This is a genomic window from Variovorax sp. GW823-FHT04B03 (genome assembly GCF_058796495.1).
The window spans coordinates 401,888-421,380 of record NZ_JBXAIT010000002.1 but is presented as its reverse complement, the minus strand read 5'-3'; the positions used below and the strand labels follow the sequence as shown (position 1 = coordinate 421,380).

Sequence of the window (19,493 nt, the reverse complement as noted above, 5' to 3'; positions counted from 1 at the left end):
CCGCAATGTCTTATCTCGTGCTCGCTCGCAAGTTCCGTCCGAAAACCTTCGGTGAGATGGTCGGTCAGGGGCATGTGGTCCAGGCGCTGGAAAACGCGCTGACGACGCAGCGCCTGCACCACGCCTATCTGTTCACCGGGACGCGGGGGGTGGGCAAGACCACGGTGTCGCGCATCCTGGCCAAGTCGCTCAACTGCCAGGGCCCGGACGGGCAGGGTGGCATCACGGCCACGCCCTGCGGTGTGTGCCAGGCCTGCCAGGACATCGATTCGGGCCGCTTCGTCGACTACACCGAGCTCGATGCGGCCTCCAACCGCGGCGTCGACGAAGTGCAGTCGCTGCTCGAACAGGCGGTCTACAAGCCGGTGCAGGGGCGCTTCAAGGTCTTCATGATCGACGAAGTGCACATGCTCACGAACACCGCGTTCAACGCGATGCTCAAGACGCTCGAGGAGCCGCCCGAGTACCTCAAGTTCGTGCTGGCCACGACCGATCCGCAGAAGGTGCCGGTGACGGTGCTGTCGCGCTGCCTGCAGTTCAACCTGCGGCCGATGGCGCCCGAGACGGTGCTCGAACACCTCACGAGCGTGCTGCAGACCGAGCAGGTGCCGGCCGAGCCGCAGGCGCTGCGCCTGCTGGCGCGCGCCGCGCGCGGCTCGATGCGCGACGCGCTCTCGCTCACCGACCAGGCCATCGCCTTCGGCAACGGCGAGCTGCTCGAGACCGGTGTGCGCCAGATGCTCGGCAGCGTCGACCGCGGCCATGTGTTCCGCCTGATCGAAGCGCTGGCACAAGGCGACGGCAAGACCGTCGTCGACACCTCCGAGGCGCTGCGTCGCGACGGCATGTCCGCCGCGTCCACGCTCGAAGAAATGACGGCGGTGCTGCAGGCCATGGCCGTGCTGCAGGCCGTGCCCTCGCGCGCCGAATCGGCCGATGCGGCCACCGACCCCGACGCGGCCGACACGGCGCGGCTGGCGTCGTTGATGCCCGCTGACGAGACGCAGCTGCTGTACAGCCTGTGCCTGCATGGGCGCGGCGAGCTGGGCCTGGCGCCCGATGAGTACGCGGCGCTGACCATGGTGCTGTTGCGGCTGCTGGCCTTCAAGCCTTCCCACGCGGCCGCCTCGACGGCCTCCACGGAAAAAAAAACTCTGAATGACGCCGGTGGCGCCGCGCCGCGGGCTCCCGCGCGCGAAGCTGCCCCGGTTTCCCGGCCTTCGGTGCCCGATCCGGCACCTGCTGCCGCGCCTTCGCAACCGCCCGCACAATTCGCACAACCCGCACCGGCCGGTCAGCGGCTCGCGGTGGTCGACGCCCCGCAGCGCCAGCCCATGCCCCGGCCTGCCCCGCAGGAGGCGTCCGACGCCCCCGCGGCCCATGTCGTCGGCGTGCCGATCCGCGTGCAGCCGCCGCCCGGCCAGCGCGACGTGCCGCGCGAAGAAGAACAGCGCAGCACCTACACCCCGATCCCTCCGAGCGAAGAGGGCGACTTCTGGCATGCCACGGTCATGCAGCTCGTCGCGGCCGAAAGTGTCGCGGCGCTGGCACGCGAATTGGCGCTCCAGTCGCAGCTGGTGGCGCGCGACACCGACCAGTGGATGCTGCGCATCGAGCGCGAAACCCTCAACCAGCCGTCCAGCCGCGAGAAGCTCACGGCGGCGCTGCAGGGCCTCGGCCACAATGTGAGGCTGGCCATCGAGATCGGCGGCGTGGTCGACAGCCCGGCGCGCCGCAACAAGCAGGCGGCAGACGAGCGCCAGCGGGTGGCCGAGGAAGCCATCCGCAGCGACCCCGAGGTGCAGATGCTGATGCGCGACTTCGATGCGAAGATTGTTCCCGGATCGCTGAAGCCCCTCTGAAGCCGGCGCCGCAGTCGCCGCATTTTCGACCGTATTCTTTCCATCACCAACCCATCACAGACAGGACCAACGATGTTCAACAAAGGACAACTGGCCGGCCTCATGAAGCAGGCGCAGGCAATGCAGGACAACCTCAAGAAGGCCCAGGAAGAACTGGCGCACATCGAGGTCGAAGGCGAGTCGGGCGCCGGTCTCGTCAAGGTCGTCATGACCTGCAAGCACGACGTCAAGCGCATCACCATCGACCCCAGCCTGCTGGCCGACGACAAGGACATGCTCGAAGACCTCGTGGCTGCTGCCTTCAACGCCGCCGTGCGCAAGGCCGAGGAAACCAGCGAGCAGAAGATGGGCAAGCTGACGGCCGGCATGCCCGGCCTGCCGCCCGGCATGAAGCTCCCGTTCTAAGCGAGGCATGGCAGACGCCAGTTCGCTCGATGCGCTGGTCGATGCGCTGCGCCGGTTGCCCGGTGTCGGCGTCAAGTCGGCCTCGCGCATGGCCTTCCACCTGCTGCAGCACGACCGCGAGGGCGCGCAGTTGCTCGCGCGCGCGCTGCAGCAGGCGGCAGGCCAGGTGCGGCACTGCGAGCTGTGCAACACCTTCACCGAAGCGCCGATCTGCCATGTCTGCATGGACTCGCGGCGTGACGGCACCAAGCTGTGCGTGGTCGAGACGCCGGCCGACCAGGCCGCGCTCGAACGCACGGGCGCCTTTCGCGGCTACTACTTCGTGCTCATGGGCAAGCTCAGTCCGCTCGACGGCATCGGGCCGAAGGACATCGGCCTGCAGAAGCTGTTCGACCGCGCACGCGACGGCACGGTGAGCGAGGTCATCCTCGCGACCAACTTCACCGCCGAAGGCGAGGCCACGGCGCACGTGATCGGCGAGGCGCTCAAGCAGCACGGGCTCACCGTGACGCGCCTGGCGCGCGGCGTGCCGGCCGGCAGCGAGCTCGAGTACGTCGACCTCGGCACGATCGCGCACGCGCTGGTCGATCGCCGCTGACGCGCGGCCTCACGCAGGCCGCGTTCGTTCTTTCTCTTCGTTGTCGTCACCATGACCTTCTCTTTGCTCACCGTCGCCTACTGGTGCGTGTTCATCGCCTGCGGCCTGCCGTACCTCGCGGCATGGATCGCGAAGGCGGGCAGCTTCGGCGTGCGCGACAACATGCATCCGCGCGACTGGGCCGCCAAGCAAAGCGGCTGGCGCGCACGCGCCAACAGCGCGCAGGCCAACAGCTTCGAAGGCCTGCCGTTCTTCATCGGCGCGGTGCTCATCGCGCACCAGCTCGGCGTGGCGCAGGCGCGGCTCGACATGCTCGCGGTAGCCTACGTGGTGCTGCGGGTGATCTATCTCGCGCTCTACATCCGCGGCGCGCCGAGCGCGCGCAGCGCGGTCTGGGCACTCGCGTTCCTGGTCAATATCGCGATACTTTTTCTGGCGCGATAGCGCCTTGGCGAAGGCTTCTCCAGGAGGCCTTCGTGCTTACGTGAAAACCCGCACGGGATGACCCCGATGCAGGCCCACAGGGCGCACGCCTAAGCTCGATTCAGTTCACCAGAATCACAGAGCCCGCAGGACCGCGCCATGCTTCATCGCAGAACCCTCATCTCCGCCTCCGCAGTCGCTGCCGCAGCGATTGCATTGCCGCGGGTCTTTGCGCAGCAGGCCAAGCTGGAGAAAACCAAGGTCTCGATCGCGGTGGGCGGCAAGGCGGCGTTCTACTATCTGCCGCTCACCATCTCCGAGCAGCTCGGCTACTTCAAGGCCGAAGGGCTCGAGGTCGAGATTTCCGACTTCGCGGGCGGCGCGCGTGCATTGCAAGCGGTGGTGGGGGGCTCGGCCGATGTCTGCTCGGGCGCCTACGAACACACGATCAACCTGCAGGCCAAGAACCAGTTCTTCCAGGCCTTCGTGCTGCAGGGCCGCGCACCGCAGATCGCGGTGGGCGTGTCGACGAAGAACATGGCGGGCTACACCGGCATCCAGGACCTGCGTGGCAAGAAGATCGGCGTCTCGGCGCCGGGCTCGTCGACCAACATGGTGGCCAACCTCGTGCTCTCGCGCGGCGGCCTCAAGGCCAGCGACGTGAGCTTCATCGGCGTGGGCGTGGCGGCCGGCGCGCTCACCGCGCTGCGCTCGGGCCAGATCGACGCCATCAGCAACACCGACCCGGTGATGACCATGCTGGAGCAGAAGGGCGACGTGAAGATCATCAGCGACACGCGCACGCTCAAGGGCACCGAGCAGGTGTTCGGCGGGCCGATGCCCGCGGCCTGCCTCTACGCACCGATCGACTTCATCCAGAAGCATCCCAACACCTGCCAGGCGCTGGCCAACGCGATCGTGCGCGGCCTGAAGTGGCTGCAGACGGCGGGGCCGGGCGACATCATCAAGACCGTGCCCGAGACCTACCTGTTGGGCGACCGCGCGCTGTACCTCGCGTCGTTCGACAAGGTGCGCGAGTCCATCGCCACCGACGGCCTCGTGCCGGCCGAAGGGCCGAAGACGGCGCTGAATGCCATCGCGAGCTTCGACACCTCGGTCAAGGCCGACAAGATCGACCTCGCCAGGACCTACACCAACGATTTTGCAAAGCGTGCGAAAGACAGGTTCAAAGCCTGATTGCGAACGTTCAGCAACCCGGCTTCGGCCGGGTTTTTTCTTCCGGAGCGCCATGTCCGACTACGCCCTCGAACTTCTTTCCATCCGCTGCACCTTCCTTTCGAAGGACGACCCGGGCCAGCGCTACACGGCGGTGGACGACACCACGCTGCGCATCGGCGCGGGCGAGTTCGTCTCGGTGGTCGGGCCCACGGGCTGCGGCAAGTCGACGCTGCTGAACGTGGGCGCGGGCTTGCTAGAGCCATCGTCGGGCGGGGTGAAGGTCTTCGGCCAGCCGCTCACGGGCGTGAACAAGCGCGCGGGCTACATGTTCCAGACCGAGGCGCTGATGCCGTGGCGCAGCGCCATCGACAACGTGAAGGTGGGGCTGCAGTACCGCGGCGTGCCCGATGCCGAGGCGCATGTGCAGGCCGAGGCCTGGCTCTCGCGCGTGGGCCTCACGGGCTTCGGCGACCGCTATCCGCACCAGCTCTCGGGCGGCATGCGCAAGCGCGTCGCATTGGCGCAGACGCTGGTGCTCGACCCCGACATCATCCTCATGGACGAGCCCTTCAGCGCACTCGACGTGCAGACGCGGCAGCTGATGGAAAACGAGGTGCTCGAACTCTGGAGCGCGAAGAAGAAGGCCGTGCTCTTCATCACGCACGACCTCGATGAAGCCATTGCGATGAGCGACCGCGTGGTGGTGCTGTCGGCCGGCCCGGCGACGCGGCCGATCGGCGAGTTCGTGATCGACCTGCCGCGTCCGCGCGACGTCGCCGAGGTGCGCACGCAGCCGCGCTTCGTGGAGCTGCACCGCCAGATCTGGGAGGTGCTGCGCGACGAGGTGCTCAAGGGCTACGCGCAGCAACTGAGGAAGGCCGCATGATGCCGCGCCTCGATGCACGCCATGCGCGCTTCTGGCAGCTCGCGCTGCTCGCCGTGATTCTTGTGCTGTGGCACGTGGCCTCGCGCAACGACCAGATCGCGTTCTTCCTCGGCCAGCCGATCGTGGTAGCGGGGCGCATCTGGAGCTGGTTCCTGCCCTTCGAGGTGCCGCCGAACCTGCTGTTTCCCGAAGGCCTGAAGGGCAACGCCGACATCTACCGCCATCTGGGCACGACGCTGCTCGAAACGGTGCTGGCCTTCGGCATCGGCACGGCGCTCGGGTTGGGTTGCGGCCTGTGGCTGGCGCTGGCGCCCACGGCGAGCCTGATCCTCGATCCGTACATCAAGGCCGCCAACTCGATGCCGCGCGTGATCCTCGCGCCGATCTTCGCGCTGTGGTTCGGCCTGGGCATCTGGAGCAAGGTGGCGCTGGCCGTCACGCTGGTGTTCTTCATCGTGTTCTTCAACGTCTACCAGGGCGTGCGCGAAGTGAGCCCGGTGGTGCTGGCCAACGCCAAGATGCTGGGCGCCAACCAGCGGCAGCTGCTGCGCACGGTGTACCTGCCCAGCGCCACGAGCTGGGTGTTCTCCAGCCTGCACACCTCCGTGGGCCTGGCCTTCGTCGGCGCGGTGGTGGGGGAGTACCTGGGCTCGGCGCGCGGCGTGGGCTACCTGATTCTGCAGGCCGAGGGCACCTTCGACGTGAACACGGTCTTCGCCGGCATCGTGGTGCTCACGGCTTTCGCGCTGGCGCTCGACGGGCTCGTGGGCCTGATCGAGAAGCGGCTCATGAAGTGGCAGCCGCGCAGCGGCGAGACAGAGAAGCTCTGAGCCGCGCGTTCAGCGCGTTCAGTGCCTTCAGTGGGTCTGGCGCGTCTCGGTGTTGACCTGCACCAGCGCGCGTCCCGCGAAGAGGCCGCCGGACATCTCGAGCACCAGCCGTTCCTTGTCGCGGCGGCGCAGGTCGTCGATCACCTCGTCGGCTTCCTCGGGCGTGGCGCCCAGTGCGACCACGCCTTGCCGGCCGAAGGCCATCGCAGATTCGAAGGTCTCGCGGATCTGGTAGTCGACGTCGAGCTTCACGAGCTCCACCGCATGCTCGCGATCGAAGGCGCGCACCATCAGGTGCGCATGCGGGAACTCGGTCTTCACGTGTTCGGCGATGCGCGTGGCCACGGCGCGGTTGTCGATGCACACCATGATCGCGCGGGCGTTGTGCGCGCCCGCCGCATGCAGCACGTCGGCGCGTGCGCCGTCGCCGTAGTACACCTTGAAGCCGAAGTCGGCGGCGTCGCGGATCACCTGCGTGTCGTTGTCGATGATGGAGATGGACGCACCGCGCGCCAGCGCGCCCTGGATCGCGATCTGCCCGAAGCGGCCGAAGCCGATGACGAGCACGTTGCCGGCCAGTTCCTCGGCTTTCTCCACGCCCTCCATCGAGGCCTGCGCGGTGGGTGCGAAGCGGCGATGCACCAGCACCACCAACGGCGTGAGCGCCATCGACAGCACCACCACCGCCGTCATGTTGGCGTTGACCGTCGGGCTGATGACCTTGGCGGCGAGCGCCGACGAGAACAGCACGAAGGCGAACTCGCCGCCCTGCGCCATCAGCACGGCGCGGTCGAGCGCATCGGCGGGCGAACTCTTGGCGAGCCGTGCCACGCCGTAGATGCACAGCGCCTTGACCACCATCATCGAGATCACGCCCGCGACGATGAGCTGCCAGTTCTGCGCCACCACCGCGAGGTCGAGCGACATGCCCACGCCGATGAAGAACAGCCCGAGCAGCAGCCCGCGGAAGGGTTCGATGTCGGCTTCGAGCTGGTGGCGGAAGGTCGATTCGGACAGCAGCACGCCGGCCAGGAAGGCGCCCATGGCCATCGACAGGCCGCCGACCTGCATCAGCAGCGCCGCGCCCAGCACCACGAGCAGTGCCGCGGCCGTCATCACCTCGCGCGCCTTGGAGTTGGCGAGCACGCGGAACAGCGGATTGAGCAGCCAGATGCCGGCCGCCACCAGCGCCGCGAGCGCACCCACGGCAATGCCGATGCCGATCCAGCGCGAAGGTGCAATGGCCTGCTGCGCTGCATCCACCGGTGCGATGAAGGCGACGATGGCCAGCAGCGGCACGATCAGCAGGTCTTCGAAGAGCAGCACGGCGACGATCTTCTGGCCGCGCGGCGCGGCGATGTCGCCACGCTCGCCGAGCAGTTGCATCACGATGGCCGTGGAGGTGAGCACGAAGCCCATCGCGCACACGAACGAGACGGCGAGCGGGAAGCCGAAGGCCATGCCCACGCCGGTCAGCAGGATGCCGCACACCACCACCTGCAGGCTGCCCAGGCCGAAGATGTCGCGCCGCATGCTCCACAGGTGCGACGGGCGCATCTCGAGCCCGATCACGAAGAGGAACATCACGACACCGAGTTCGGCCGTGTGAAGGATGGTCTGCGGGTCGGAGAAAAGGCCGAAGCCGAAGGGCCCGATGGCCAGGCCCGCCGCCAGGTAGCCGAGCACGGAGCCCAGCCCGAGCCGCTTGAACAGCGGCACGGCCACGACGGCGGCCCCCAACAGCGTGACGACCTTGATGAGATCGCCCGCGCTTCCTTCGACTGCCATGGCCTGTCCTCCTGATGTCGCTTTTTTGGTCCGGGCCCGGCACCGCCCGCCGGCAGGGCAGGGATCAGCGCTTGCGCTTGGAGGGCGTGCCGCCGCGCGGCTGGCGCACCACGGCCTGCTTGGCGCTGCTGCTGCCGCGTGCGGCGGCCTTCACCGGCGCGCCGCCGCGCTTGGACGTGACCACCGCCGCACCCCGGCCGCGCGCGGGCGCTGCACCCGAGCCGACACGCGCCGCGGGCGTGGCGCGCACCGGCAGGTACACGACCACGCTGTAGCCGCGCTTGAAGGCGTGGTTCTGGTTGACGTCGTTCCAGTCGGCCACGGCCGCCGGCTTGAGGTTGTAGCGGCGCGCGATGCTCGCCACGTTGTCCGAGCGGCCGGCCTTGACGGTGGTGCGGCGCGTGATGATCTCGGGCTGGAAGCTCAGGTGGCCGCCGTCGGCCACGACCGCCGCCACGTCTTCCTTCACGCGTGCGCCGCGCGGCACGATCAGCGTGGAGCCGGCCTTGATGAGCATGCGCGGCGGCACGTTGTTGAGCGCGCGCAGGTCCGACTCGCTCATGCCCGAGCGCTGGGCGGCGTCGGCCACCGTCATGGTGGTGGGCACGACCCAGGCGGTCCAGCTGGCGTACTGGCCCTGCGTGTAGGCGTCGAAGTTGCGCTTGAAGACCGCCGCGTTGTCCCAGGGCAGCAGGATCTCGGAGGTGCCGGCCGCGATCAGCACGGGCTTGTGGGCGGCGGGGTTGAGCGCGCGGAAGTCTTCGATGCGCACGTCGGCCAGCTTGGCCGCCAGTTCCACGTCGAGGTCGCGCGTGAGCGGCACGGTCTGGAAGTAGGGGTGGTTGGCGATCAGCGGCAGCTCGGCGTTGAAGGCCTGCGGGTTGGCCACGATGTTCTTCACGGCCTGCAGCTTGGGCACGTACAGCCGGGTCTCGGCCGGCATCGACAGGTCGCTGTAGGTGGTGGGCAGGCCCAGGCGCTGGTTCTTGGCGATGGCGCGTCCCACGCTGCCTTCGCCCCAGTTGTAGGCGGCCAGTGCGAGCTGCCAGTCGCCGAACATGCCGTAGAGCTTTTGCAGGTAGTCGAGCGCGGCGCGGGTGGAGGCCACCACGTCGCGGCGGTCGTCGCGGAAGATGTTCTGCTTGAGGTCGAAGTCGGTGCCGGTGGCGGGCATGAACTGCCACATGCCGGCGGCGCGCGCGCTGGACACGGCCTGCGGGTTGAAGGCGCTCTCGATGTACGGCAGCAGCGCCAGCTCGGTCGGCATGTTGCGGCGCTCGAGCTCCTCGACGATGTGGAAGATGTACTTGTTCGAGCGCTCGGTCATGCGCTGGATGTAGTCGGGCCGGCTGGCGTACCACTGCTCGCGGTCACGCACCAGGTCGCTTTCCAGGTTGGGCATCTTGAAACCGCGGCGGATGCGGTCCCACATGTCGGCCGGCGGTGCCAGCGTGACCACGCTCTGCGAACGCGCCTGGCCGCTGGTGAGCGGGCTGAGGTTGGAGTCACGCGGATAGATGGGCGTGGCGCTGCCCGAGGGGCGGGCGCCGGTGCCGCCGGCAGCGGTGCCGGCCTTGGCGGAGGTGGAGGAAGAAGCGCTGTTGTCCGTGCTCGCGCAGCCCGCGAGTACCAGGGAGCCTGCAAGGCAGGTGGCAACGATAAATTTCATCGGAAGTCGTTTTTCCATTGGCGCAGGGCGGCGAACACCTCGGCTTCGGCGGCATCCGCGGAAAGCTCGGCATGGGCCCGCACTGCTCGAAAGACGGTGGCTTCGCGGCTGCGAAGAAAAGGGTTGATCCGGCGTTCGATCGCCAGTTGCGACGGCAGCGTGGGCTGCCCTTGTGCACGCAGGCTTTCGCAATGCGCGTTGTAGTGAGTGAGTTCGGCGTTGCCGGGTTCCACGGCGCGGGCGAACTTCAGGTTAGCAAGTGTGTATTCGTGCGCACAGCACACGCGCGTGTCGCCGGGCAGCGCGGCCAGGGCGTCGAGCGAGGCGAGCATCTGCGTGGGCGTGCCCTCGAACAGGCGGCCGCAGCCGCCCGAGAAGAGGGTGTCGCCGCAGAACAGCACGGGGGCCTGCGCGGCCGAGGCCGGCAGGAAATAGGCGATGTGCCCGGCCGTGTGGCCCGGCACGTCGATGACCTCGAAGCGCAGGCTCAGGGCCTGTGCGATGTCGCCCTGCACCAGCGGCGTGAAAGGCTCGGGGATGCGTTCGCGCGCCGGGCCCCACACCTTCGCGCCCGTGGCCGCATGCAGCGCGGCCACGCCGCCCGTGTGATCGGGGTGGTGGTGCGTGACTAGAATCGCGGCCAGCTGCAGCTTGTGGTGCGCCAACGCATCGAACACCGGTTGGGCATCGCCCGGGTCCACCACGATGGCGTGGTGCCCGTCGTGCAGCATCCAGATGTAGTTGTCAGCAAAAGCGGGCAGCGGAACAAGGGTCATGAGCGGTCAAATTATAGGTTTGCAGGATTGGTTCGCGACCCCCCCCGGCCGCTACCTCCTGGCCTGGGAGCAGGCCCAGTTCGACGAGGCGGTGGCCGATGTTTTCGGTTACCACGCCTTGCAGCTCGGGGCCGCCGAGGTCGACGGGCTGCGCGCCAACCGCATGCCGCACCGCTGGCTGGCCCTGACCGACCCGGTGCGGGCCGGCAAGGCCACGCTGGTGACCGACTTCGCCGCCTTGCCGTTCGCGGCCAACAGCCTCGATCTCGTGGTGCTGCCGCACGCCTTGGAACTCAGTCCCGATCCGCACGCCACGCTGCGCGAGGTCGAGCGGGTGCTGGTGCCCGAGGGGCGGGTGGTGATCTGCGGCCTGAACCCGACCAGCCTGTGGGGCCTGCGGCAGCGCCGCGGGCACCTGTACCGCCGGCTGGGCCTGGGTGAGACCTTCCTGCCCGAGGCCGGCGAGTTCATCGGCTACTGGCGCATGCGCGACTGGCTGCGCCTGTTGAGCTTCGAGGTGGAGTCGGGCCGCTTCGGCATCTACCGGCCGGCGGTGCGCAGCGACGCCTGGCTGGAGCGCTCGCGCTGGATGGACGCCGCCGGCGAGCGCTGGTGGCCGATCTTCGGCGCCGCCTACTTCTTGGTGGCGGTGAAGCGCGTGCGCGGCATGCGCCTGCTGAGCGCCGACTGGCGCCGCAGCGGCGCGCGGGCGACGGCGCCGGTGCCCATCGCGGGCAAGGTGCACCGCAGCAAGCAGTGAACGAACGAATCCATGGACGCGGGCGGCATCGCCCGCATGACGCTAGAGAAAAAAGGAACAGTCAGTTTGAACGAAGTCGTGATCTACACCGATGGCGCGTGCAAGGGCAACCCGGGACCGGGCGGCTGGGGCGCGTGGCTCAAGTCGGGCCCCACCGAGAAGGAACTGTTCGGCGGTGAACTCAACACCACCAACAACCGCATGGAACTCACGGCGGTGATCGAGGGCCTGGCCGCGCTCAAGCGGCCCTGCAAGGTGCTGCTGTACCTCGACAGCCAGTATGTGCGCATGGGCATCACCGAGTGGATTCGCGGCTGGAAGGCCAAGGGCTGGCTCACCTCGACCAAGCAGCCCGTGAAGAACGTCGAGCTCTGGCAGAAGCTCGACAAGCTGGTGTCCGAGGGCGGCCACCAGATCGAGTGGCGCTGGGTCAAGGGGCACTCGGGCGATCCGGGCAACGAGCGGGCCGACATGCTGGCCAACAAGGGCGTGGACAAGGCCCTGGGCCGGATCTGACCGTCAGCGGAAGGGCCAGGGACTAGATCAGCCCTTCGAAGACCATCACGTCGACTTCCTGCCCGGCGTCGACATGGCCCTGCTCGTGGGGCAGCACCACGAGCCCGTTGGCCTCGAGCATCGAGCTCAGCACGCCCGAACCCTGGTGCGCCGCCACCCGCACCTCGGGCAACGACCCCGGCACCTGACGGACAACGCCGCGCTGGTACTCGGTGCGCCCCGGTTTCTTGCGGATGGGCCCGGCGCTGCGCGCGCGCAGCAGCGGCGGCGGGGCGCAGGCTTCGTCGTGGCAGCCCATCAGCCGCAGCAGCGCCGGCCGCACGAAGGCCAGGAACGCGACCATCGCCGCCACCGGATTGCCCGGCAGTCCGAACAGCACGGCCGATGTGGCCGTGGCCTCGCGCGGACGCGGAATCAGCCCCACCGCCAGCGGCCGGCCGGGCCGCATCGCGACCCGCCAGAAGGCCATGTCGCCCAGTTGCTGCATCACGTCGCGCGTGTGGTCGGCCGCGCCTGCGCTCACGCCACCGCTGGTGACGATGGCATCGGCCTCGTGCGCCGCGCGCTGCAGCGTGGCCGCGAGCGTGGCGGGATCGTCGTGCACCAGGCCGAGGTCGACCACCTCGCAGCCCAGCCGCGTGAGCAGGCCGAACAGGGTGTAGCGGTTGCTGTCGTACACGGCGCCTTCGCGCGGCGTGTCGCCCAGGCAGAGGATTTCGTCACCGGTCGAGAAGTACGCCACGCGCAGCCGGCGTCGCACGGTCACGCGCGCCAGGCCGAGGCTGGCGACCATGCCAAGCGCGGCCGGCGACAGGCGCTCGCCGCGCCGCAGCGCCGGCTGGCCCTGCATCAGGTCTTCGCCGGCCAGGCGGCGGTTGTCGCCGCACCGCAGCACGCGGGCCGGAAAGCAGACTTGGTCGCCGTCGACCTTGCAGAACTCCTGCGGGATCACGGTGTCCAGGCCGGCCGGCATCATCGCGCCGGTCATGATGCGCACCGCGTCGTGCGGCCCGAGCGCGCCGCGCCAGGCCGAGCCGGCCAGCGCCGTGCCTGCCACGCGCAGCGTGAGCGAATGGTCGATGGGCGCATCGGCCGGCAGCAGCGCGCCGTCGAAGGCGTAGCCGTCCATGGCGGAGTTGTCGTGTGGCGGAACGCTCACGGGCGAGACGAGGTCGTCGGCCAGCACGCGGCCGAGCGCGTCGCGCAGCGCGACTTCTTCGGTGTCGGCCACGGCCAGCGGTGCGACGAGGCGCGCGAGAAAGGCGGCGACGGTGTCGACGTCGAGGTCGCCCGCGTCGTAGTCCGCGAGGTCGGCGGCAATGGCGGCGATGCGGCTCATGGCTGTTCGAGCGTCTGCAGGTCGGCCAGCGTGTTCGCGTTGAAGAAGGCGTCGGGCGCGTCGCCGGGGCGGTCGAAGGGAACGGTCAGGGCGTTGTGCTGCGCGGTCCAGGCGCCGACCTTGCGGCCGCCTTCCTCGACAAAGCGGCGCAGGCTGTCGCGCAGTTCGATGTGCAGCAGGCAGAACACCGGCTGGCGGCGCAGCACCGTGCGCCCGTCGGCCTCGGTTTCAGGCGCGGCGGCCATGGCGATGCGCGCGTGGGCGCCCTCGGCGGCCAGGGCTTCGGCCAGCCGCGCTGCCAGGTCGGGTGGAAAGCGCGGCGTGTCGCAGGGCACGGTGAGCAGCCAGGGCGTGGGGCAGTGTTCGAGCCCGCTCAGCATGCCGGCCAGCGGGCCGGGGTGGTCGGGCACGCTGTCGGCGAACACGGGCACGCCCAGCGCTTCGTAGGCGGCGAAGTTCCGGTTGGCATTGATCAGTACGCGGCCGACCTGCGGGCGCAGCCGCCGCACGGCATGTGCGGCGAGCACTTCGCCCTGGAGCAGTTGCAGGCCCTTGTCGACTCCGCCCATGCGGGTGCCGCGCCCGCCGGCGAGCACGAGGCCCGTGATGTCGGCCGCTGCGATGGCCGGTGCGGTACCCATGGCTGGTGGCCTCATCCGCCGATGTAGCTCATCTCGACGCGCCGGGGCGCTGCCGCGTCGGGGGCGCTGTCGTCGGGGCCGCGCAGGGCGCGCAGCTCGGAATAACGGTCGGCGCGGCCCTGCCAGATGTGGCCGATGGCGGAGGCGATGTCGCCGTCGCTCGCGCCGTCGCGCAGCATCGGGCGCAGGTCGTGGCCGTGGCTTGCGAACAGGCACAGGTACAGCTTGCCCTCGGTCGACAGGCGCGCGCGGCTGCAGTCGTGGCAGAAGGCCTGGGTCACGCTGCTGATCACGCCGATCTCGCCGCCGCCGTCGGCATAGGCCCAGCGCTGGGCGGTCTCGCCGGGCGTGGTGGCTTCGAGCGGCACGAGCGGAAACTCGGCTGCGATGCGGGCGATGACGTCGGCCGAGGGCAGCACTTCGTCCATGCGCCAGCCGTTGGTGGCGCCCACGTCCATGTACTCGATGAAGCGCAGCACGACCTTGCCGCCGTGGTGTTCGCGGAAGTAGCGCGCCATCGGCAAGATTTCCTGCTCGTTGGTGCCGCGCTTGACCACCATGTTGACCTTGATCGGGCCCAGGCCCGCGGCCAGGGCGGCGTCGATGCCGGCCAGCACGTCGGCCACCGGAAAGTCGACGTCGTTCATGTGGCGGAACACGGCGTCGTCCAGGCTGTCCAGGCTCACGGTCACGCGCTGCAGGCCGGCGGCCTTCAGCGCGGCGGCCTTGCGTTTCAGCAGCGAGCCGTTGGTGGTGAGCGTGAGTTCGAGCGGGTCGCCGTCGGGCGTGCGCAGCTCGGCCAGTTGGGCGATGAGCCCCTCGATGTGCTTGCGCAGCAGCGGCTCGCCACCGGTCAGGCGGATCTTGTGCACGCCGTGCGAGGCGAACAGGCGCGCCAGGCGCGTGATTTCCTCGAAGCTCAGCAGGGCGCTGTGCGGCAGGTACTGGTAGTCCTTGTCGAACACGTCCTTGGGCATGCAGTAGCTGCAGCGGAAGTTGCAGCGGTCGGTCACGCTGATGCGCAGGTCGGTCAGCGGACGGCCCAGCCGGTCGGCCAGCAGGCCGGTGGCGGGCACGGCAATGTCCGGCGCGGCCACGACGGCGTGGCCGGCCTGAGCGATCGGAATGACGGTGCTGCTGCTTTTCTTCATGGGGCGATGCCGATTTTGCGCCATGGCCCGCGACCGCGCGCCATGCGGGCTACTTCAGCACTGCCGCATAGACCATGTTGCGCGCGAGGCTTCGGTAGTGGGTTCGGTACTTGGGCGATTGCAGCATCAGCACCACGAACAGCTCGTTCTTCGGATCGACCCACATGTAGGTGCCGCCCGCGCCGCCCCAGTTGTACTCGCCGCCGCCGGACGGGTAGGGCGCCTCGCCGTCGTTGCGGCGCACCGCGAAGCCCAGGCCGAAGCCGTAGCCCGGGCCCGGCAGGTACAGCGGGCCGGGCACGATGCCGGCGCCGGCGTTCGAATGGTCGGTCGTCATCAGCGCCAGCGTGCGCGGGCCGAGGTAGCGCGTGCCGTCGAGCGTGCCGCCGTTGAGCAGCATCTGCAGGAAGCGCGCGTAGTCGGACGCGGTCGACACCAGCCCGCCGCCGCCCGATTCGAACTTGCGCACGATGCGCGGGTCGTTCAGGTCGGCGCCCACGCCGAAGCTGCGGTCGCTCGGCAGCGGCTCGGCGATGCGCGGCTGGCGCGCCGGTTCGGGCACGTAGTACGTGGTGTCCTTCATGCCCAGCGGGTCGAACAGGCGCGCCTTTTCGAACTGGTACAGCGACTGGCCCGACACCACCTCGACCACGCGGCCCAGGATGTCGGTCGAGTAGCTGTAGTCCCAGGTCGTGCCGGGCTGGTAGGCCAGCGGCAGCTTGGCCAGGCGCTGCGAGAACTCGGCGCTGGTCGGGTCGCCGTCCGCGAGGTTGGCGGTGTTGTAGGCCTGTTTCACCAGCCCCGGGCCGAAGAAACCGTAGGTCAGGCCCGAGGTGTGGCGCATGAGGTCCTGCACGGTGATCGGGCGGCGCGCGGGCACGGTCTCGAGCACCGGCTTGCCGTCGGCGCCGGGCTTCTCGATGCCCACCGTCATGCGGGCGTACTCGGGCAGGTACATCGCGACCGGGTCGTCCAGCTTCATGCGGCCGTCTTCGACCAGCATCATCGCGGCGACCGTGGTGATGGGCTTGCTCATCGAGTAGATGCGGAAGATGCCGTCGCGCGGCATCGGCGTGCCGGCGGCCGCGTCGAGCTTGCCGACGGGTTCGAACCACGCGACCTTGCCCTGGCGAGCGACCAGCAGCACCGCGCCGGGGATCTTGCCGGCGGCCACGTCGGCCTTGAGCACGTCGGTGAGCTTCTGCAGGCGTTCGGTGGACAGGCCCACCGACTCGGGCCGGGCGGTGGGCAGCGACTGGGCGGTGGCGAGCAGCGGCAGGGCGAGGCTCAGGCCGAGCAGGGCCGTGCGCACCAGGGCGCGGCGCTTCAGGAAGGTCATGCGTGTTGTCTCCGTCGGTGGTGGATGGATGCAACCGGGCAGACGGTCTTGGCGCCGTCCGTGCGAGCCGGTCGCGGGGCAGTGTATCGGCGCTTCGGTCGTGGCGTGCTGGCCGATTGGCGGCATCTATGGCGCCGATATCTTGACGCAGACAATGAGAATTACTATCATTTGAACGCCTGAGTACGCAGCACAAGCACCACGCAAAGGGCTCTCTTCCAACAAGGAGCTTCCGAACCGTGCCGTACACCCTGCCAGCCTTGCCCTATGCCTTCGACGCGCTCGAACCCCACATCGACGCGCAGACGATGGAAATCCACCACGGCAAGCACCACCAGACCTACGTGAACAACCTGAATGCGGCGTTGAAAGACACGCCGCATGCGGACACGCCGGTCGAAGCCCTCATTGCCGGTGTCGAGGAACTGCCCGAGGCGCTGCGCGCGCCCGTGCGCAACAACGGCGGCGGCCACGCCAACCACAGCCTGTTCTGGACCGTGATGGCCCCCGTGGACCAGGGCGGCGGCGGGGCGCCTTCGGGCGCGCTCGCGCAGGCCATCGACACCGACCTGGGCGGCTTCGACGCCTTCAAGGACGCCTTCACCAAGGCCGCGCTCACGCGCTTCGGCAGCGGCTGGGCCTGGCTGGTTGTCGGCACCGACGGCAAGCTGGCCGTTGAAAGCAGCGGCAACCAGGACAGCCCGCTGATGCGCGGCATCGGCTCGGGCAAGACCCCGATCCTGGGCCTGGACGTGTGGGAGCACGCCTACTACCTGAAGTACCAGAACCGCCGCCCGGAATACATCGCGGCCTTCTACAACGTGGTGAACTGGGCCGAGGTGGCCCGCCGCCATGCCGCCGCGACCGGCGGCCGATGAGCCGAAGAGGAGCCCGCCCATGAACGACACGCAGCTGCAGGGCACGGTGGCCACAGCGCCGCCGCCGAGGTCGCCGCGCCCGTTGCGCGAATGGATCGGCTTTGCCATCGTCGCGGCCGGCGCGCTGGCGCTGGCGTCACAGTTCTGGTCCTTCGTGCGCGCCGACCTGCTGGTGTGGAACGCGCTGCGCGGCGGCTCGGTGGCGGCGCTGGCGACCGCGCTGGGCACGCTGCCGGTGCTGTTCTCGCAGAAGCTGCCCGACAAGCTGCAGGACACGCTGTTCGGCTTCGGCGCGGGCGTGATGCTCGCGGCCTGCGCCTTCTCGCTGATCATTCCCGGGCTGGACGCCGCCAAGTCGACCGGCGTCTTCGGCGGTGGCGACTGGGCGGCGGGCGGCGTGATCGGCACGGCGATCCTGCTGGGCGGCCTGGTGCTGATGACCATGGACCGCGTGCTGCCGCACGAGCACTTCATCAAGGGCCGCGAAGGGCAGAGCGGGCGGCAGCTGCGCCGCACCTGGCTCTTCGTGTTCGCGATCGCGCTGCACAACGTGCCCGAGGGCCTGGCCATCGGCGTCGGCTACGCGGCCAACAACGGCGTGCGCGCCGATGCGCTCGCCACCGGCATCGCGATCCAAGACGTGCCCGAGGGGCTGGTGGTGGCCGTGGCGCTGCTGGCGGCCGGCTACAGCCGCCTGTTCGCGGTGCTGATCGGCATGGCCTCGGGGCTGGTCGAGCCGCTGGGCGCCGTGCTCGGCGCGGCGGTGGTGGGGCACTCGGCGATGCTGCTGCCCTGGGGGCTGGGCTTCGCGGCAGGCGCGATGCTGTTCGTGATCAGCCACGAGATCATTCCCGAGTCGCACCGCAAGGGGCACGAGGCCTATGCGACCAGCGGTTTGATGATCGGCTTCGTGCTCATGATGCTGCTGGACACCGCGCTGGGCTGACGCCCGGGGCGCGGCGTCGTCAGCCTCAGCCGTGCTTGACGGCGATGGTCTTCAAGGTCGTGAAGCCGTACAGCGCCTCGAAGCCCTTCTCGCGCCCGTAGCCCGACGACTTCACGCCGCCGAACGGCAACTCGACGCCGCCGCCCGCGCCGTAGTTGTTAATGAACACCTGGCCGCTCTTCACGCGCCGGGCCATGCGGAACTGGCGCGCGCCGTCGGCCGTCCAGACGCCGGCCACGAGGCCGAACTGGGTGGCGTTGGCGAGGGCCACGGCTTCGTCCTCGTCGGCGAACTGCATCGCGGCGAGCACGGGGCCGAACACTTCTTCCTGCGCCAGGCGATGGCCCACGGGCACGTCGCGCAGCAGGGTCGGCGCCTGGTAGAAGCCGGTCTCGGGCGCTTCCTCGACCACCACGCCCTGCGCCACCATCGGGATGCCGGCATGTTGCGCGTCGCTGAGGAAATCCCACACGCGCTGCTGCTGCGTCTGGCGGATCAGCGGGCCCACATCGAGGTCCATGGCCGCGGGGCCGACGCGCAGGGCTTCGAAGGCGTGGCCCAGGCGCTCGAGCAGGGGCTCGTAGATGTCGCGCTGGATCAGCACGCGCGAGCCCGCCGAGCAGGTCTGGCCGGCGTTCTGCACGATGGCGTTGATCACCACGGGAATCACCGCGTCCAGGTCGGCGTCGGCGAACACGATCTGCGGGCTCTTGCCGCCCAGCTCGAGCGTGACCGGGCAGTGCCGTTCGGCCGCCACCTGCTGGATCAGCGTGCCGATCTTCGGGCTGCCCGTGAAGCTGATGTGGTCGATGCCTTCGTGGCGTGCGAGCGCGTCGCCCACCTCATGGCCGTAGCCCGTCACGATGTTGAGCGCGCCGGCCGGAAAGCCGACCTCGGCCGCCAGCTGCGCCACGCGGATCAGCGACAGGCAGGCGTCTTCGGCCGGCTTGACCACGCACACGTTGCCGGCCGCCAGGGCGCCGCCCACGCTGCGCCCGAAGATCTGCATCGGGTAGTTCCACGGAATGATGTGGCCCGTGACGCCGTGCGGCTCGCGCCAGGTGAAGACGCTGTAACCGTCCTGGTAGGGAATGGTCTCGCCGTGCAGCTTGTCGCAGGCGCCGGCATAGAACTCGAAGTAGCGCACCAGCGCCACCGCGTCGGCGCGGGCCTGCTTCACGGGCTTGCCGCAGTCGCGCTGCTCGATGAGCGCGAGCTCGTCGACGTGCTCGGCGATCTTCTGCGAGAGCTTGAAGAGCAGGCGTCCGCGGTCGGCCGCACTGACCTTGTGCCACACGCCCTCGAAGCAGTCGCGCGCGGCGCGCACGGCGGCGTCGATGTCGGCGGCGTTGCTGCGCTGGATCTCGTCGAAAGGCTGGCCGTCCGACGGGTCGATGACGGGGAGGGTGCGGCCGGAGGCGGAGGGAACGTCCGCGTTGGCGATGTAGTTGAGCTGCATGGGGCGAGATTTTGCGCGAAGCCCGCCCCGCGCGTGGCGCCCCGGCCG

General features: G+C 69.3%; 19 protein-coding genes. 11 read left to right on the top strand and 8 right to left on the bottom strand.

Going from position 1 to position 19,493, the window contains the following annotated elements:
- Positions 1 to 5: 5 nt before the first annotated feature.
- The 7 genes from dnaX (at position 6) to AC1RAD_RS10675 (ending at position 6,183) form a co-directional block, all read left to right on the top strand.
- A complete protein-coding gene (gene dnaX / locus AC1RAD_RS10705; RefSeq protein WP_492734748.1) occupies positions 6 to 1,862 on the top strand; it encodes a DNA polymerase III subunit gamma/tau in 1,857 nt (618 codons plus the stop codon).
- Between the two features lie 72 nt (positions 1,863 to 1,934).
- The gene (locus AC1RAD_RS10700) at positions 1,935 to 2,267 is read left to right on the top strand and encodes a YbaB/EbfC family nucleoid-associated protein (RefSeq protein WP_007836669.1); all 333 of its coding nucleotides are present in this window, start codon (positions 1,935 to 1,937) and stop codon (positions 2,265 to 2,267) included.
- Between the two features lie 7 nt (positions 2,268 to 2,274).
- A complete protein-coding gene (gene recR, locus AC1RAD_RS10695) occupies positions 2,275 to 2,865 on the top strand; it encodes a recombination mediator RecR (RefSeq protein WP_062473120.1) in 591 nt (196 codons plus the stop codon).
- A 51-nt stretch (positions 2,866 to 2,916) separates the two neighbouring features.
- On the top strand, positions 2,917 to 3,309 hold the full coding sequence (locus AC1RAD_RS10690) for an MAPEG family protein (RefSeq protein WP_062473118.1): 393 nt from the start codon (positions 2,917 to 2,919) through the stop codon (positions 3,307 to 3,309).
- A 138-nt stretch (positions 3,310 to 3,447) separates the two neighbouring features.
- A complete protein-coding gene (locus tag AC1RAD_RS10685; protein WP_159271585.1) occupies positions 3,448 to 4,485 on the top strand; it encodes an ABC transporter substrate-binding protein in 1,038 nt (345 codons plus the stop codon).
- A gap of 52 nt (positions 4,486 to 4,537) precedes the next feature.
- Complete coding sequence (locus AC1RAD_RS10680) at positions 4,538 to 5,353, top strand: ABC transporter ATP-binding protein (protein ID WP_159276614.1); 816 nt, start codon at positions 4,538 to 4,540, stop codon at positions 5,351 to 5,353.
- The gene (locus AC1RAD_RS10675) at positions 5,350 to 6,183 is read left to right on the top strand and encodes an ABC transporter permease (RefSeq protein WP_062473112.1); all 834 of its coding nucleotides are present in this window, start codon (positions 5,350 to 5,352) and stop codon (positions 6,181 to 6,183) included. The genes AC1RAD_RS10680 and AC1RAD_RS10675 overlap by 4 nt, the downstream gene beginning before the upstream one ends.
- A gap of 27 nt (positions 6,184 to 6,210) precedes the next feature.
- On the opposite strand, the gene AC1RAD_RS10670 is transcribed toward AC1RAD_RS10675, so the two are convergent.
- From AC1RAD_RS10670 to gloB, 3 genes are all read right to left on the bottom strand, one after another.
- On the bottom strand, positions 6,211 to 7,971 hold the full coding sequence (locus AC1RAD_RS10670) for a monovalent cation:proton antiporter-2 (CPA2) family protein (RefSeq protein WP_492734747.1): 1,761 nt from the start codon (positions 7,969 to 7,971) through the stop codon (positions 6,211 to 6,213).
- A 64-nt stretch (positions 7,972 to 8,035) separates the two neighbouring features.
- On the bottom strand, positions 8,036 to 9,640 hold the full coding sequence (locus tag AC1RAD_RS10665; RefSeq protein ID WP_492734746.1) for a transglycosylase SLT domain-containing protein: 1,605 nt from the start codon (positions 9,638 to 9,640) through the stop codon (positions 8,036 to 8,038).
- Positions 9,637 to 10,416 (bottom strand): hydroxyacylglutathione hydrolase, encoded by a 780-nt coding sequence (gene gloB / locus AC1RAD_RS10660; protein WP_492734745.1) that lies wholly within the window; start codon positions 10,414 to 10,416, stop codon positions 9,637 to 9,639. The genes AC1RAD_RS10665 and gloB overlap by 4 nt, the downstream gene beginning before the upstream one ends.
- Here gloB and AC1RAD_RS10655 point away from each other — a divergent pair.
- Together AC1RAD_RS10655 and rnhA are read left to right on the top strand one after the other, a co-directional pair.
- Complete coding sequence (locus AC1RAD_RS10655; RefSeq protein ID WP_223301333.1) at positions 10,415 to 11,176, top strand: class I SAM-dependent methyltransferase; 762 nt, start codon at positions 10,415 to 10,417, stop codon at positions 11,174 to 11,176. The two genes, gloB and AC1RAD_RS10655, sit on opposite strands and share 2 nt — an antisense overlap.
- 66 nt (positions 11,177 to 11,242) lie before the next feature.
- Positions 11,243 to 11,692: a ribonuclease HI gene (gene rnhA / locus AC1RAD_RS10650; protein WP_095745544.1), complete on the top strand. Its 450-nt coding sequence runs from the start codon at positions 11,243 to 11,245 to the stop codon at positions 11,690 to 11,692.
- Between the two features lie 22 nt (positions 11,693 to 11,714).
- Here the strand turns inward: rnhA and moeA are convergent, their stop codons facing one another.
- From moeA to AC1RAD_RS10630, 4 genes are read right to left on the bottom strand one after another with little or no spacing between them, the layout of a single operon-like run.
- Positions 11,715 to 13,031 (bottom strand): molybdopterin molybdotransferase MoeA, encoded by a 1,317-nt coding sequence (gene moeA, locus AC1RAD_RS10645; RefSeq protein ID WP_492734744.1) that lies wholly within the window; start codon positions 13,029 to 13,031, stop codon positions 11,715 to 11,717.
- On the bottom strand, positions 13,028 to 13,672 hold the full coding sequence (gene mobA, locus AC1RAD_RS10640) for a molybdenum cofactor guanylyltransferase MobA (RefSeq protein ID WP_307693018.1): 645 nt from the start codon (positions 13,670 to 13,672) through the stop codon (positions 13,028 to 13,030). The genes moeA and mobA overlap by 4 nt, the downstream gene beginning before the upstream one ends.
- A gap of 11 nt (positions 13,673 to 13,683) precedes the next feature.
- Positions 13,684 to 14,823 (bottom strand): GTP 3',8-cyclase MoaA, encoded by a 1,140-nt coding sequence (gene moaA / locus AC1RAD_RS10635; protein WP_492734743.1) that lies wholly within the window; start codon positions 14,821 to 14,823, stop codon positions 13,684 to 13,686.
- A gap of 49 nt (positions 14,824 to 14,872) precedes the next feature.
- On the bottom strand, positions 14,873 to 16,162 hold the full coding sequence (locus AC1RAD_RS10630; protein WP_492734742.1) for a serine hydrolase domain-containing protein: 1,290 nt from the start codon (positions 16,160 to 16,162) through the stop codon (positions 14,873 to 14,875).
- A 239-nt stretch (positions 16,163 to 16,401) separates the two neighbouring features.
- On the opposite strand from AC1RAD_RS10630, the gene AC1RAD_RS10625 reads away from it, so the two are divergent.
- Both AC1RAD_RS10625 and AC1RAD_RS10620 read left to right on the top strand, forming a co-directional pair.
- A complete protein-coding gene (locus tag AC1RAD_RS10625) occupies positions 16,402 to 17,040 on the top strand; it encodes a superoxide dismutase (RefSeq protein ID WP_492734741.1) in 639 nt (212 codons plus the stop codon).
- Between the two features lie 19 nt (positions 17,041 to 17,059).
- Positions 17,060 to 17,986, top strand: a complete 927-nt coding sequence (locus tag AC1RAD_RS10620) for a ZIP family metal transporter (RefSeq protein WP_492734740.1) — start codon at positions 17,060 to 17,062, stop codon at positions 17,984 to 17,986.
- Between the two features lie 25 nt (positions 17,987 to 18,011).
- Here AC1RAD_RS10620 and AC1RAD_RS10615 read toward each other — a convergent pair whose 3' ends face one another.
- The gene (locus AC1RAD_RS10615) at positions 18,012 to 19,445 is read right to left on the bottom strand and encodes an aldehyde dehydrogenase family protein (RefSeq protein ID WP_062473096.1); all 1,434 of its coding nucleotides are present in this window, start codon (positions 19,443 to 19,445) and stop codon (positions 18,012 to 18,014) included.
- Positions 19,446 to 19,493 lie beyond the last annotated feature (48 nt).

Bases quoted from the DNA above. Each gene is read 5' to 3' on its own strand.
- gloB (WP_492734745.1), bottom strand. From the start codon at position 10,416: ATGACCCTTGTTCCGCTGCCCGCTTTTGCTGACAACTACATCTGGATG.
- moaA (WP_492734743.1), bottom strand. From the start codon at position 14,823: ATGAAGAAAAGCAGCAGCACCGTCATTCCGATCGCTCAGGCCGGCCAC.
- AC1RAD_RS10690 (WP_062473118.1), top strand. From the start codon at position 2,917: ATGACCTTCTCTTTGCTCACCGTCGCCTACTGGTGCGTGTTCATCGCC.
- AC1RAD_RS10670 (WP_492734747.1), bottom strand. From the start codon at position 7,971: ATGGCAGTCGAAGGAAGCGCGGGCGATCTCATCAAGGTCGTCACGCTG.
- AC1RAD_RS10680 (WP_159276614.1), top strand. From the start codon at position 4,538: ATGTCCGACTACGCCCTCGAACTTCTTTCCATCCGCTGCACCTTCCTT.
- AC1RAD_RS10620 (WP_492734740.1), top strand. From the start codon at position 17,060: ATGAACGACACGCAGCTGCAGGGCACGGTGGCCACAGCGCCGCCGCCG.
- mobA (WP_307693018.1), bottom strand. From the start codon at position 13,672: ATGGGTACCGCACCGGCCATCGCAGCGGCCGACATCACGGGCCTCGTG.
- moeA (WP_492734744.1), bottom strand. From the start codon at position 13,031: ATGAGCCGCATCGCCGCCATTGCCGCCGACCTCGCGGACTACGACGCG.
- AC1RAD_RS10675 (WP_062473112.1), top strand. From the start codon at position 5,350: ATGATGCCGCGCCTCGATGCACGCCATGCGCGCTTCTGGCAGCTCGCG.
- AC1RAD_RS10685 (WP_159271585.1), top strand. From the start codon at position 3,448: ATGCTTCATCGCAGAACCCTCATCTCCGCCTCCGCAGTCGCTGCCGCA.
- AC1RAD_RS10630 (WP_492734742.1), bottom strand. From the start codon at position 16,162: ATGACCTTCCTGAAGCGCCGCGCCCTGGTGCGCACGGCCCTGCTCGGC.
- dnaX (WP_492734748.1), top strand. From the start codon at position 6: ATGTCTTATCTCGTGCTCGCTCGCAAGTTCCGTCCGAAAACCTTCGGT.
- AC1RAD_RS10655 (WP_223301333.1), top strand. From the start codon at position 10,415: ATGAGCGGTCAAATTATAGGTTTGCAGGATTGGTTCGCGACCCCCCCC.
- AC1RAD_RS10700 (WP_007836669.1), top strand. From the start codon at position 1,935: ATGTTCAACAAAGGACAACTGGCCGGCCTCATGAAGCAGGCGCAGGCA.
- recR (WP_062473120.1), top strand. From the start codon at position 2,275: ATGGCAGACGCCAGTTCGCTCGATGCGCTGGTCGATGCGCTGCGCCGG.
- AC1RAD_RS10665 (WP_492734746.1), bottom strand. From the start codon at position 9,640: ATGAAATTTATCGTTGCCACCTGCCTTGCAGGCTCCCTGGTACTCGCG.
- AC1RAD_RS10615 (WP_062473096.1), bottom strand. From the start codon at position 19,445: ATGCAGCTCAACTACATCGCCAACGCGGACGTTCCCTCCGCCTCCGGC.